At 59.0% G+C, this 13,546-nt stretch carries 11 protein-coding genes and 1 pseudogene; 8 read left to right on the top strand and 4 right to left on the bottom strand.

Translation table 11 applies throughout. The features are described 5' to 3' along the window. Nucleotides 1-3,048, bottom strand: a pseudogene (gene fdnG, locus DVA44_RS11960) (formate dehydrogenase-N subunit alpha). 221 nt (nucleotides 3,049-3,269) lie between these two features. On the opposite strand from fdnG, the gene yddG reads away from it, so the two are divergent. Next, on the top strand, nucleotides 3,270-4,157 hold the full coding sequence (gene yddG, locus DVA44_RS11950; RefSeq protein WP_114387049.1) for an aromatic amino acid DMT transporter YddG: 888 nt from the start codon (nucleotides 3,270-3,272) through the stop codon (nucleotides 4,155-4,157). Between the two features lie 66 nt (nucleotides 4,158-4,223). Here the strand turns inward: yddG and DVA44_RS11945 are convergent, their stop codons facing one another. Beyond that, nucleotides 4,224-5,171, bottom strand: a complete 948-nt coding sequence (locus tag DVA44_RS11945; protein ID WP_114387048.1) for a LysR substrate-binding domain-containing protein — start codon at nucleotides 5,169-5,171, stop codon at nucleotides 4,224-4,226. 171 nt (nucleotides 5,172-5,342) lie between these two features. On the opposite strand from DVA44_RS11945, the gene DVA44_RS11940 reads away from it, so the two are divergent. From DVA44_RS11940 to DVA44_RS11910, 7 genes are read left to right on the top strand one after another with little or no spacing between them, the layout of a single operon-like run. Continuing rightward, nucleotides 5,343-6,293 carry a branched-chain amino acid ABC transporter permease gene (locus tag DVA44_RS11940; protein WP_114387047.1) on the top strand — a complete coding sequence of 317 codons (951 nt, stop codon included), beginning with the start codon at nucleotides 5,343-5,345 and terminating at the stop codon, nucleotides 6,291-6,293. A gap of 9 nt (nucleotides 6,294-6,302) precedes the next feature. After that, nucleotides 6,303-7,409 carry a branched-chain amino acid ABC transporter permease gene (locus tag DVA44_RS11935; protein WP_114387046.1) on the top strand — a complete coding sequence of 369 codons (1,107 nt, stop codon included), beginning with the start codon at nucleotides 6,303-6,305 and terminating at the stop codon, nucleotides 7,407-7,409. Then, nucleotides 7,406-8,173 (top strand): ABC transporter ATP-binding protein, encoded by a 768-nt coding sequence (locus DVA44_RS11930; protein WP_114314936.1) that lies wholly within the window; start codon nucleotides 7,406-7,408, stop codon nucleotides 8,171-8,173. The genes DVA44_RS11935 and DVA44_RS11930 overlap by 4 nt, the downstream gene beginning before the upstream one ends. Beyond that, on the top strand, nucleotides 8,166-8,885 hold the full coding sequence (locus tag DVA44_RS11925; protein WP_114387044.1) for an ABC transporter ATP-binding protein: 720 nt from the start codon (nucleotides 8,166-8,168) through the stop codon (nucleotides 8,883-8,885). The genes DVA44_RS11930 and DVA44_RS11925 overlap by 8 nt, the downstream gene beginning before the upstream one ends. A gap of 27 nt (nucleotides 8,886-8,912) precedes the next feature. Continuing rightward, on the top strand, nucleotides 8,913-10,070 hold the full coding sequence (locus tag DVA44_RS11920) for a branched-chain amino acid ABC transporter substrate-binding protein (RefSeq protein WP_114387042.1): 1,158 nt from the start codon (nucleotides 8,913-8,915) through the stop codon (nucleotides 10,068-10,070). A 17-nt stretch (nucleotides 10,071-10,087) separates the two neighbouring features. Next, nucleotides 10,088-10,570 (top strand): L-2-amino-thiazoline-4-carboxylic acid hydrolase, encoded by a 483-nt coding sequence (locus DVA44_RS11915; RefSeq protein ID WP_103821996.1) that lies wholly within the window; start codon nucleotides 10,088-10,090, stop codon nucleotides 10,568-10,570. Continuing rightward, complete coding sequence (locus DVA44_RS11910) at nucleotides 10,567-11,793, top strand: Zn-dependent hydrolase (protein WP_114387041.1); 1,227 nt, start codon at nucleotides 10,567-10,569, stop codon at nucleotides 11,791-11,793. Before DVA44_RS11915 ends, DVA44_RS11910 begins: the two co-directional genes overlap by 4 nt. 75 nt (nucleotides 11,794-11,868) lie before the next feature. On the opposite strand, the gene DVA44_RS11905 is transcribed toward DVA44_RS11910, so the two are convergent. Beyond that, nucleotides 11,869-12,690 carry an ABC transporter permease gene (locus DVA44_RS11905; protein ID WP_114387040.1) on the bottom strand — a complete coding sequence of 274 codons (822 nt, stop codon included), beginning with the start codon at nucleotides 12,688-12,690 and terminating at the stop codon, nucleotides 11,869-11,871. Continuing rightward, on the bottom strand, nucleotides 12,690-13,517 hold the full coding sequence (locus DVA44_RS11900) for an ABC transporter permease (protein ID WP_114387038.1): 828 nt from the start codon (nucleotides 13,515-13,517) through the stop codon (nucleotides 12,690-12,692). The genes DVA44_RS11905 and DVA44_RS11900 overlap by 1 nt, the downstream gene beginning before the upstream one ends. Between the last annotated feature and the right edge of the window lie 29 nt (nucleotides 13,518-13,546).

Genomic DNA, 13,546 nt, shown 5'->3' with positions numbered 1-13,546 from the left:
TTATGCTTTCTCGATGTTGACCAGGAACGCCTTGTACTCTGGCGTTTGCGAGTTGGAATCCCCCACCGCAGGCGTCAGGGTGTTGGCGATATAGCCTTTCTGCGCCACCCCTTCAAAGCCCCAGTGCAGCGGAATACCCACGGTTTCCACCTGCTGGCCGTGAACGTTCAGGGCCTGCAGACGACGGGTGACCACCGCCACGGCGCGAATAAACCCGCGCTGGCTGCTGACCTTAACGCGATCGCCGTTGGCAATCCCTTTGGCCTTCGCCAGGGTTTCGCTGATCTCTACAAACTGCTCCGGCTGGGCGATGGCGTTCAGTCGCGCATGCTTGGTCCAGGTGTGGAAGTGCTCGGTCAGGCGATAGGTAGTGCCGACGTACGGGAACTTGTCTTTCTTGCCCATGCGCACAACATCTTCCTGATAGACACGCACCACCGGACTGGAGACCACGTTCGGGTGCAGCGGGTTGGTGCCGAGCGGCGTTTCCATCGGCTCGTAGTGTTCCGGGAATGGCCCTTCCGCCAGCTTGTCGATGGCAAACAGACGTCCCAGCCCTTCCGGCTGCATGATAAACGGCCCGGTGTTACTGCCCGGCGCGGCGGTGTTGAAGTCCGGAATATCATTTCCGGTCCACTTCGTGCCGTTCCACTGGATCAGCATCCGTTTCGCATCCCACGGCTTGCCGTTGATATCCGCCGAGGCACGGTTGTAGAGCACGCGGCGGTTAAGTGGCCACGCCCAGGCCCAGCCCAGCGTATTGCCCAGCCCGGACGGGTCGGCGTTATCGCGGTTGGCCATCTGGTTGCCCTGCTCGGTCCAGCTGCCGGTATAGATCCAGCACGACGAGGCCGTGGTGCCATCATCACGCAGATGGGCAAAGCTGCTCAGCAGCTGGCCTTTCTTCGCAATCAGCACGCCGTTGGCGTCATAGAGATCCGCCAGTGCAACGCCGTTGTTCTCTTTCGCCACCTCTTCCGATTCCGGGTGATCCGGCTGTTTGTAGTGCCAGTTCATCCGCAGCAGCGGCTCAACGCCCTTCCCGCCTTCAGTGCGGTACATCTCACGCAGGCGATGGAAAATCCCGGCCAGGATCTCGCCGTCGTTACGCGCTTCACCCGGCGCATCCTGTCCTTTCCAGTGCCACTGCAGCCAGCGACCGGAGTTGGCGATAGAGCCATCCTCTTCGGCAAAACAGGTTGAGGGCAGACGGAACACTTCGGTCTGAATGGAGGCGGGATCCACATCGTTCATCTCGCCGTGGTTCTGCCAGAAGTGCGAGGTTTCCGTCACCAGCGGGTCGATCACCACCATGTACTTCAGCTTGCTGAGGCTGGCGACAATCTTGTTTTTGTCCGGGAAAGACGCCACCGGGTTAAAGCCCTGGCAGATGTAACCCGTCACGTCGCCCTTCGCCATCATGTTGAAATACTTGATGACGTCGTAAGCCTGGTCCCATTTCGGCAGCCAGTTAAAGCCCCAGTCGTTCTCCTTCTGCGCCGCATCGCCATAGAACGATTTCATCAGGCTGACGAAGAACTTCGGATAGTTGCTCCAGTAGTTCACCTGGTCCGGCAGGGTCGCTTTTGGTGTGTTCGCCGTCAGGTAGGTTTGCAGATCGGTCTGTTTTTCCGACGGCAGGGTCAGATAACCCGGCAGACTGGTGGAGAGCAGCCCCAGGTCGGTAAGGCCCTGAATGTTGGAGTGACCGCGCAGGGCGTTTACGCCGCCACCGGCCATGCCCATGTTGCCGAGCAGGAGCTGGATCATCGCCATGGTACGGATGTTCTGCGCACCCACGGTGTGTTGCGTCCAGCCCAGCGCATACAGGAAGGTGGTGGTCCTGTCTGCCGCACTGGTAGAGGCCAGCACTTCGCACACTTTCAGGAAGTCCGCTTTCGGCGTACCGCAGATGTTCTCCACCACCTCCGGCGTATAGCGGGAGACGTGCTGCTTCAGCAGGTTCCACACGCAGCGCGGGTCGGTCAGTGTTTCATCGCGTTTCGCGTAACCGTTTTCATCGAACTGATAGTTCCAGGAGGATTTATCGTACTGGCGTTTCTCGGCGTCATAGCCGCTGAACAGCCCGTCCTCAAAGGCAAAATCTTCCCGCACCAGCAGGTTCGCGTTGGTGTAGTGCTTAACGTACTCGGCGTTAATTTTGTTGTTTTCGATCAGGTACAGCAGCACGCCGGAGAGGAACGTAATGTCCGTACCGGAGCGGATCGGCGCATAGATATCGGCCACCGATGCCGTACGCGTAAAGCGCGGATCGACGACGATCAGCGTCGCATCGTTGTTATTTTTCGCTTCCATCGGTCAGCGGAATCCCACCGGATGGGCTTCAGCGGCGTTACCGCCCATCACCACCACGACGTTAGCGTTTTTGATATCAACCCAGTGGTTGGTCATCGCACCGCGACCAAATGTTGGAGCAAGACTTGCTACCGTTGGTCCGTGTCAGACGCGCGCCTGGTTGTCTACCGCCAGCATGCCGAGTGAGCGCACAAATTTTTGCGTCAGCATGCCGGTTTCATTACTCGCCGCCGAGGCGCAGAGCATCCCGGTGGAGAGCCAGCGGTTGACCGTTACACCCTGTTCGTTGGTCTCGACGAAGTTGGCGTCGCGGTCGGCTTTCATCAATCTCGCAATGCGGGTGAAGGCCTCATCCCAGGAGATGCGCTGCCATTTATTGGAGCCGGGCGCGCGGTATTCCGGATAACGCAGACGGTTGTCGCTGTGAACATAGTCCAGCAGGCCCGCCCCTTTCGGGCATAACGCCCCGCGGCTGACCGGATGATCCGCATCGCCTTCAATATGATAAATCGACGCTTTAGCGTTCTTCGCGCCATCACCCAGGCTATACATCAATAGCCCGCATCCCACGGAGCAGTATGTGCAGGTGTTGCGGATCTCTTTGGCACGCAGCAACTTATAGTTGCGCGCCTGAGCCAGCGCCATTTTCGGGGCAAACCCCAGAGCGGCTACTGTTGTCCCGGCCATACCGCCCGCGCAGATTTTAAAAAACTGTCTGCGACTGACGTCCATCGTTGTCCTCGTTAGATCATTGAGAAGTCCGGCGGAAAACTAACAGCAAAGCCCCTGTTTTTTTTGCGGCAAATCAATATCGCCGATCTTCGCCCTCTTAATAGTCAGCGCTGGCGGCTTTTACTAATGCTAAAGGGTTACTTCGGCACAGATAAATTCGCGGAAGGTACTGAAACAGTGCTATAAATTTGCCCCTTAAATTGATAGCCAGTGGAAATGCGATGGAGAGAAAAAAAGCCACCCTGGTCGGTCTGGCCGCGATCGTGCTCTGGAGTACGATGGTGGGTCTGATTAGGGGCGTTAGCGAGGGATTAGGTCCGGTTGGGGGCGCGGCGGCAATCTATACGCTGAGCGGTTTACTCTGTCTGGTAACGGTGGGTTTCCCCAAGCTGCGTCGTTTCTCGCCCCGCTATCTCATTGCCGGCAGCGTGCTCTTTGTCAGCTATGAAATCTGTCTTGCCCTCTCGTTAGGCTATGCCGCCACCCGCCACCAGGCAATTGAGGTGGGGATGGTCAACTATCTCTGGCCGAGCCTGACCATCGTGTTCGCCATTCTGTTCAACGGCCAGAAAACCACCCTGTGGGTGATCCCAGGTCTGATCATCGCCCTGCTGGGAGTGAGCTGGGTATTAGGCGGCGAAAACGGGCTGAACCCAACGGATATCGCCCGCAACATCGTCTCCAACCCGCTTAGTTACGGCCTTGCGTTCGTTGGCGCCTTTATCTGGGCAGCCTACTGCACCGTGACCAGTAAATACGCCAACGGCCAGAACGGCATCACCCTGTTTGTATTGCTCACCGCCCTGACCCTGTGGCTGAAATATGCTTTCAGCCCGCAGCCGGAGATGGTGTTTAGCGTGCCGGTGGTGATCAAACTTTTAATGTGCGGCGTGGCGCTGGGGTTTGGCTACGCGTCGTGGAATATCGGTATCTTGCACGGCAACGTGACGCTGCTGGCGGCAGCATCCTATTTCACCCCGGTACTGTCAGCGGCACTGGCAGCGGTGCTGCTGAATGCGCCGCTGTCGTTCAGCTTCTGGCAGGGAGCGATGATGGTGTGCGCCGGATCGCTATTGTGCTGGTACGCCACCCGGGCACGTAGGGGGTGAGTTTTGTAGGCCGGGTAAGGCGAAGCCGCCACCCGGCATTGTTGCTCCGGCACAGTCTGATTCCCCCTAACTCTCTCCCTCAAGGGAGAGGTTACTGTTCCGCCGCAACCAGTTCTGAAGCAACTTCCCGTCCTGACTCATCTCTCCATCCTGACGCACGCACAGGTAGTAATCCCGGCCATCGTCGATAGGGAGATCGAAGATCTTCACCAGCTCACCGCTCTCCAGATAGGGTGCAATCAGCGGTTCGCGCATCAACGCGCAGCCCAGCCCCGCCTGTACCCCCGCCAGGGTTAACAGCCCGTCTTCAAACATCGGGCCGCTGCGCCGCAGCGGGCGTTTTACCCCCTGCTGGATAAACCACTGCTGCCAGGTGGTGCGCTCCTCATCATGCAGGAGCGGCATTTGCAGCAGCTGTTCGGGGGTATCGATATGCCCGTGCAGGCGCAAAAACGCCCGGCTACAGACTGGCACCATCTGCCCGGAGATCAGCTTTTCGCTCTGGTAGCCCGCCCACTGCCCATTGCCGAAGCGGATCGACATATCCGAAGCATCGCTCAGGTAGTTGCGGTGATTGGCGTAGACCACGTTAATTTCGGTTTGTGGGTTAGCCCGCATAAACCCGGGCAGGCGCGGGATAAACCACCCCATACCGAAAAGCGGGATCAGGCTGATGGTCACCTGGCGGGTCTGCACCTGCTCCAGCAGATGCCCGGTGGCCTGGCGCAGCACATTAAAGGCCGCGCGAATGGAGCGGTAATAATCCCGCCCCTGCTGGCTCAGGATCAGCCCGCGCCCCTGACGCTCGGTGAGCGGCATCTGTAAATACCCTTCCAGCACTTTCAGCTGATGACTCACCGCCGAGGGCGATATCTCCAGCTCCTGGGCCGCCTGCGTCACGCTGCCCAGCCGGGCTATCGCCTCGAAGGCTCGCACAGCACGGAGCGGTGGATCGTTCGCCAGCCGGCTCTCGGCAAATGCCGACAACGCCAGGGATTGTTCTGTTTTATTCATATATTGATCTGTTATGGATAATCCGGTTAATCAGCCATTTATCATAATCATTAAAATCAATCAGATAGTGCAAGCTCCAAAAATCATAAGAAAGAATATATGCGTATTTCACAATTTAATTCAATTATTAGATGTTAGCCGCTGAAAAGAGCAATTTGTCGGGTAACAACGTTGGACACACTCATACAACAACTGATCAATGGCGTGATGCTGGGCAGCATCTACGCGCTGATCGCGCTGGGCTATACCATGGTGTATGGCATTTTGCGCATTATTAACTTCGCCCATGGCGATATTTTGATGGTCGGCGCGCTGACCACCCTCTCGGCGCTGAATCTCCTCAACGGCTATTTCCCCGCCATGCCGCAGCTGCTGCAGCTCGGCTTTGCGCTGCTGATCGCCATGGCGGTCTGCGCCCTGCTGGCGATGGCCGTTGAGCGCTTTGCCTACCGCCGCCTGCGTAATGCCCCGCGGCTGGCACCGTTGATCTCCGGGATTGGCGTATCGGTGCTGCTGCAAACCGTGGCGATGATTATCTGGTCGCGTAATCCGCTGATGTTCCCGCAGATCCTGCCGATGGACCCGATTGCCATCACGGCGGGTAGCGAGGCGCATCCCCCGGCGATTGTCACCGTCACCGGCATCGTTACCGTGGCGCTGGCGCTGATCGTCATGACCGGCCTGTGGCTGCTGGTGGAGTACACCCGCCTCGGCCGCGGTATGCGCGCGGTGGCTGAAAACCCACGCGTCGCCACCCTGATGGGGGTTAATCCAAACGCCATCATCACCCTGACCTTTGCGATTGGTGGCATTTTTGCCGCGCTGGCGGGCGTGATGATGGCCAGCAACTACGGCAACGCCAGCTTCTCGATGGGCTTTCTGCCGGGCATTAAAGCCTTTACCGCAGCCGTTCTCGGCGGCATCGGCAATATTCGCGGAGCGATGATTGGCGGGATCCTGCTCGGCATTATCGAAGCGCTGGGCGCCGGTTATCTGGGCGAGCTGACTCACGGCGTGTTCGGCAGCAACTACCTGGACGTGTTCGCCTTTATTGTGCTGATTCTGGTGCTGGTCTTCCGTCCGGCAGGTCTGTTGGGCGAGCGCGTGGCGCACAGGGCGTAAGGGAAAATCATGACTGCCATTGAAATCAAAACCCCGGCGGCCAGCGGTAAATTCTGGTCCGGCATGACGCTCTTCGTGCTTGCCCTGCTGCTTGCGCCGGTCGTGGCTACCCAACTGGGCGGCAACTACTGGGTGCGGGTGATCGACTTCGCCCTGCTCTACATCATGCTGGCGCTGGGGCTGAATATCGTTGTCGGCTACACCGGCCTACTGGATATGGGCTTTATCGCCTTCTATGCCGTTGGCGCCTATCTGGCGGCGCTGCTGGCGTCGCCGCATCTCGCAGAGGTGTTCCCGATCCTGAACCTCTGGTTCCCGGACGGGCTGCACACCTCGTACCTGCTGATTGTCCCGATTGCGGCGCTAGTCGCGGCGGTGTGCGGCATTCTGCTGGGTGCCCCGACGCTAAAGCTGCGCGGAGATTACCTGGCGATTGTGACCCTCGGCTTCGGGGAGATCATCCGCATTCTGATGCGTAACCTCGACCGCCCGGTGAACATCACCAACGGGGCAAAAGGTATTACCGGTGTTGATACCCTCAACCTGTTTGGCCTGAAGTTCAGCGGCGTTTACCACTGGTTCGGCGTCAAAGTGCCCGCCCTGTGGCTCTGGTACTACCTGCTGATGCTGGTGATTGTCGGGATCATTTTTGTCTGCCTTCGCCTGCAACACTCACGCATTGGCCGGGCGTGGCACGCTATCCGTGAAGATGAAGATGTCGCCCGGGCAATGGGTATCAACGTGCGCAACTTTAAGCTGCTTGCCTTTGCCATGGGTGCCTCCTTCGGCGGTGTGGCCGGGGCGCTGTTCGGCGCCTTCCAGGGCTTTGTTTCGCCGGAATCCTTCACCCTGCAGGAGTCCATTGCCGTACTGGCGATGGTGGTGCTGGGTGGGATGGGCCATATCCCGGGGGTGATCCTCGGTGCGGTACTGCTCACCGCCCTGCCGGAGCTGCTGCGCAGCCAGGCGGCCCCGGTGCAGCAGGCGCTGTTTGGTTCGGTACTGATTGATCCCGAGCTCCTGCGTCAGCTGTTTTACGGCCTGGCGCTGGTGCTGGTGATGCTGGTTCGCCCGTCGGGCATCTGGCCGAAGCGCCACAAGGAGGTAAAAGCATGAGCCTGTTAACCGTGCGCAATATGTCCAAACGCTTTGGCGGCCTTACCGCCGTGGATAACGTCTCGCTGTCGATTAACAAGGGCGAAATCTACGGCCTGATTGGCCCCAATGGCGCGGGCAAGACCACCTGCTTTAACCTGATCACCGGCCTGTATCCCGCTGACAGCGGCGAGTTCGCCATCGCCGATAAGCCCTACTTCCCGACTCAGATCGAGAAGGTAACCGCCGCGGGCATCGCCCGTACTTTCCAGAACGTGCGTCTGTTTAACGAGATGTCGGTGCTGGAGAACGTCATGGTGGGTCGCCACGTGCGCACCCGCAACGGACTCTGGGCGGCGCTGAGCCGTCACAAACGCGCCCGGGCAGAAGAAGCTCAGACCCTTGAGCAGGCCTGGCACTGGCTGGCGTACACCGGCATTGCGAAGTTTGCCCACTACCGCGCCTGCGATCTGGCTTACGGCCATCAGCGGCGGCTGGAGATCGCCCGCGCGCTGGCGACCGATCCGCTGCTGCTGGCGCTGGATGAACCCGCCGCCGGGATGAACGCGGCGGAGAAAGTGGCTCTCGGCGAGCTGCTGACCCGTATTCGTGACGACGGCAAAACCCTGCTGATGATTGAACACGACGTCAAGCTGGTGATGGGGATCTGCGATCGCCTCACGGTGCTGGATTACGGCAAAACGCTGGCCAGCGGCACCCCGGACAGCGTGCGTCGCGACCCGGCGGTGATCGCCGCCTGGCTTGGAGGCAATGCTCATGTCTGAATTACTGAAAGTGGAACGTCTGGACGTGCATTACGGCGGCATTAAGGCGGTGCGCGAGGTCTCCTTTAGCCTGCGTGAAGGCGAACAGGCCACGCTGATCGGTGCCAACGGCGCGGGCAAAAGCTCCACCGTACGGGCCATCACCGGGCTGGAGCGTTTTGGCGGCAACATCGAATTTAACGGAAAACCGGTCCGCAAACAGAAAGCCGAAGCGCTGCTACGCGACGGGCTGGTGATGGTTCCGGAAGGCCGGGGTATCTTCGCCCGCATGACGGTGCTGGAGAACCTGCAGATGGGGGCATGGCTCCGACGTGACACCGTCACAGTCAGGCAGGAGATGAACGAGATTTTCGAACGGTTCCCGCGTCTGGGCGAACGGCAGTACCAGCTAGCCGGACTGCTCTCGGGCGGGGAACAGCAGCTCTTAGCCCTGAACCGCGCCCTGCTCAGCCGCCCGCGCCTGCTGATCCTCGACGAACCCTCCATGGGCCTCGCGCCAAAGATGGTGGAGAACATTTTTGCCGTCATCGCCGGACTGCGCGAGCGCGGCGTGGCGTTGTTGCTGATCGAGCAAAACGCCCGGCTGGCGCTGGAGGTGACCGATCAGGCCTGGGTGATGGACAGCGGCAGCATCGTCCATCACGGCGAGTCCAGGGCGATGCTCGACGACGACCAGATTGCACAGATTTATTTGGGTGAAATGCCCGCTTAACACACCAACCAATATCAGGGAAAAATAATGAAAACCATTAAAATCAGTGCGCTCAGCGCGGCCATTATGCTCAGCGGGTTTGCCTCCAACGGTGCCTGGGCCGCTGACAGCGAAACCGTGGTGATCGGCCTGGCGGGCCCGCTGACCGGGCCGTCTGCCCGTATCGGTAAAGATCTGGAGAACGGTGCGCAGCTGGCGATTGACGATATCAACAAACAGCACCCGACCATCGGCGGTAAAGCGGTGACCTTCAAACTGCAATCGGAAGATGACCAGTCGGATCCGCGCACTGCGGTGGCTGTGGCGCAGCGTCTGGTGGACTCCGGCGTGGCTGGCGTGGTCGGCCACTGGAACACCGGCACCAGCATCCCGGCGGCCCGCGTCTATCACGATGCCGGTATCGCTCAGGTGGCCCCGGTCGCCACCGGTCATGCCTATACCAAACAGGGGTTCGACACCAGCTTCCGCGTGATGGGCCACGACGATGACGGCGGCCAGTTTGCCGGCCAATACGCGGTAAATACCCTGAAAGCCAAACGCATCGCGGTTATCGACGATCGTACCGCCTTTGGTCAGGGCCTGGCGGATGAGTTTATTAAATCGCTGGAAGCCCAGGGTGTGAAGATTGTTGACCGTCAGTACGTGGACGACAAAACCGTCGACTTTAGCGCCGTACTGACCGCCATTCGCAGTAAGAACGCCGATCTGATCTTCTTCGGCGGCGTGGACAGCCAGGCGGCACCGCTGGCGCGTCGTATCAAACAGCTGGGTATGAAGACTACCCTGATGGGCGCAGGCGGCTTTGTCAGCCAGACCTTCCTGCAACTGGCGCAGAAAGAGGGTGAAGGCGTTGTCGCGCTGGAGCCGGGCCTGCCGGTGGATCAGATGCCGGGCGGCAAGACCTTCGAGCAGGCATACCAGTCCCGCTACCACACCCATATCGAACTGCACGCCCCCTTCGCCTATGACGCCACCCGCGTACTGGTTGCCGCGATGGAAAAAGCCGACTCGGTTGATCCGGCAGAGTACCTGCCTGCCCTGCGCGCCATCAGCTATTCCGGCGTCACCGGACAGATCGCCTTTGACGATCAGGGCAACCTGAAGGCTCCGTCCTTCACCGTCTATAAAGTGGTCGATGGCAAATGGCAGCCGCAAACCGTGCTCGGCGGCGCAAAAGCTAAGTAACGCAGTGAGGCAATGTGATGAGTGATAATAATGAGCTGGGCATTCTTGCCCGCCGCAAAATTGAAGCAGAAATTATTAAGCCAATTTACGAAATTCTGGTCCGCGAGATCGGCAAGACCCGCGCTCAGGCGGTGATTGGCGAGGCCATTGAGCAGGCCGCCATTAATGCGGGCAAAGAGTTTGCCAGCAAGGAGCCAAACGGCGCGGACGTGAAGAGCTTTATCGCCCTGCAGTATCTGTGGGAGAAGGATAACGCTCTCGACGTGAAGGTGATCGACGCCGACGACCAGCAGTACAACTACAACGTGACCCGCTGCCGCTATGCCGAGATGTATCACGAGATGGGCCTCGGCGAGATTGGCCACCTGCTTTCATGCGCGCGCGACGAGAAATTTATTGTCGGCTACGCGCCGGACGTGGAGCTGACGCGCACCACCACCATTATGCAGGGCGGTAAATGCTGTGACTTCCGCTATCGCAGCACCAAGGACAAAGCATGATCCGCATAAACGCAGACCGCCTGTGGTCAACGCTGGAGAGAATGGCGCAGATCGGCGGCACCCCTGCCGGGGGGGTGACCCGCCTGGCGCTGAGCGAGGAAGATCGGATTGCCCGCAACCTGCTGCGCGACTGGGCGCTGGAGGCGGGCTTCTCCTGTAATGTCGACAGCATGGGCAATATGTTTATCCGCCGCGCGGGTAAAAATCCAACGCTTGCGCCGGTGATGACCGGGTCGCACGTTGATTCCCAGCCGCTGGGCGGCAATTACGACGGGATCTACGGCGTACTCGCCGGGCTGGAGCTGCTGCGCACCCTGAACGATCATCAGGTAGAAACCGAGCGCGATATCGTGCTGGTGAACTGGACCAACGAAGAAGGCGCGCGCTTTGCCCCGGCGATGCTCGCCTCCGGGGTCTGGGCGGGTCAACTTTCCGAAGCCTTTGCTTACGCCAGGATGGACAGCAAACAGATCACCGTTCGCGACGCCCTTGAGGCCATCGGCTATCGTGGCCCACGCCCTGCCCGCGCCTTCCCGATCCACGCCTGCTATGAGCTGCATATCGAACAGGGACCTATCCTCGAAGATGAAGCCATTGATATCGGCCTGGTGCGTGCTGCGATGGGTCAGCGCTGGTTTACCCTTACCCTCGACGGGTTTGCAGCACATGCGGGCACCACGCCAATGCACAGCCGCCAGGATGCGTTGATCGCTTTTGCGGAGCTGGCGCTGAAGGTGGAGGAGATCGGTTATCAGCATGCCCCGGACGGGCGTGCCACCATCGGCATGGCGAACGTGACCCCGAATTCACGAAACGTCGTCCCGTCCCGGGTAGTGTGCAGCGTAGAGTTCCGCCATCCGCTCAGCGAGGCGCTGGAGGCGATGGAAACCGCGCTGCATCAAGCGGCTGCCGGTCTTTCGGCGCGTGGCGTGAGCGCCAGCGTCGAGCGCATCTTCGACTATGCACCTATCGCCTTTGATGAAACCTGTCTTGTCCGAACGGAACAGGCTGTGGCCGCGCTGGGCTATTCATCAAAATCGATGGTATCCGGCGCCGGGCACGATACCTGTTACGTCAGCAAAATCGCGCCTGCCAGCATGATCTTTATCCCCTGCGTGAAGGGCATTAGCCATAACGAAGCGGAAAAGATTCATCCAGAATGGTCAGAAAAAGGGGCTAATGTGTTGCTGCATAGCGTGCTGAGTGCGGCGCAGGAGTTATAAACAGGCACTTTCCCCGGCCAACGGCCGGGGAGCCATTAATCGGAAACGCTTAAAGTATGTTGTAACTAATAGCGGTTATTTCCCCAGCTTCGACAGCATCTCAGGGCGCATAAATTTATGGATCACCAGCATAAAGATCACCGACGGCACCAGCAGAATCAGCGCCGTAATGGAGGACATCTGATAATTCCCCGACATGCTGGCGGTATAGAGCAGTATTGGCAGCGTGTTGATCTCCGGCGCGCCGACAAAGAACGTGGCGGTAAACTCATCCAGCGACTCGAGAAAAACAAAGATGCTGGCGGCAATCAGCCCGGGGGCGGCCTGCGGCAGGATGATATGGAAAAAGGTGTAGACCGGCCCGGCGCCCAGATTGCGTGACGCCCGCGCCAGCAGCGGATCGAGCGCCGAGAACGCCGCAACGCTTATCCAGATGGAGTACATCAGCCCGTGCACGCTGTGCACCAGAACCACCCCGGCAATCGTCCCGTTCAACCCCCACTGGTAGAAGAGCCGCGCCACGTTCATATAGACCGTCAGGTTCGGGAAGGCCTGCGGGATCAAAAACAGCAGCATAAAGAAGGCGCGGCACGGCATGGACCGGTGCGACAGCGCGTACCCTGCCGGGATTGAAATCAGCAGACACACCACCACCGACAGGAGAGCTATCAGGACGCTGATGGACAACGAACCGGAGACGTCACTGTAAGGGCTAAAAACCTGCCCCCAGTACTTCAGCCCCCACTGACTGGGCAAGGTATGCGGGAAAAACCAGCTCTCCGCCACCGTCCAGATCAGCAGGTTCAACAGCGGGCCAAACAGCGCCAGCACCAGGAAGGTAAGCAGCAGGGTTTGCAGAATAAAGCTGCCGCGAATTCTTTTAAACAGCGCGTTCATCAGGGGTTTCCTTTTGCATTCAGGCTGTGGCGCAGATAGAACCAGGACATCGCGGCGCACATCAGGTACGAGATGACCCCCATCGCATTGGCAACCGGATAGTCGCCATAGGAGTTGACGCGAAATGCCATATCGACGGTCATCATCGTCGGGGTGCCAGTGCCGATCATCAGGGGAACTGACAGCACCGACATCATGGTGACCGTCGATAACACCATCGCGATGCCAATGGTCGGCAACACCTGCGGCAAAATAATGTCGAACAGGATACGCATCCGGGAGGCACCGAGGTTTTTCGCCGCCAGAATATGGGTAGGCTCCACCGCCGCCATGGCGCCGCTAATCAGCAGCGTGGTAAAGGCCATCTGTTTCCAGACAAAGGTAATAATGATCCCGCTCCAGCCCAGCAGCGAGGTGGTCTCCATCGGCGTCATTACGCCGAGGGCAACCAACGTATTGTTCATCAGGCCGTTTTTTGCCAGGAAGGTCCGCATCATCTGCGCGGCAACGATAAACGGGATAAACAGCGGCAGGCGGTATAAAAAGGCCAGCGCTTTAACGAGACGACGACAGGGCGAGAGCACAATCACGGCGGAAATAGTGATGGAGAGCAGCGCCAGGATCGCCAGTGAAACCAGCACAATGATCAGGGTAAAGAGAATATCGTTCGAATAGAGGCTAAACACTTTTTCAAAGTGCGCCAGCGTCAAACCTGTTTCATGGGTAAAAGCCGAAATAAGCGAATAGCCCAGCGGCCAGAGGAAGAAGATGCCAATCATCAGCGTCGCCGGAATAACCAGCAGGAAAGCGTGAAATGTCTGTCGCATGAATAATCACCGCTAAAGGTGCCTGGCAA

Source organism: Leclercia sp. W17, assembly GCF_003336325.1.
In the GTDB taxonomy this organism is placed as follows: domain Bacteria; phylum Pseudomonadota; class Gammaproteobacteria; order Enterobacterales; family Enterobacteriaceae; genus Enterobacter.
The sequence above is the reverse complement of the archived record's forward strand: the minus strand, read 5'-3'. Positions and strand labels throughout refer to the sequence as shown.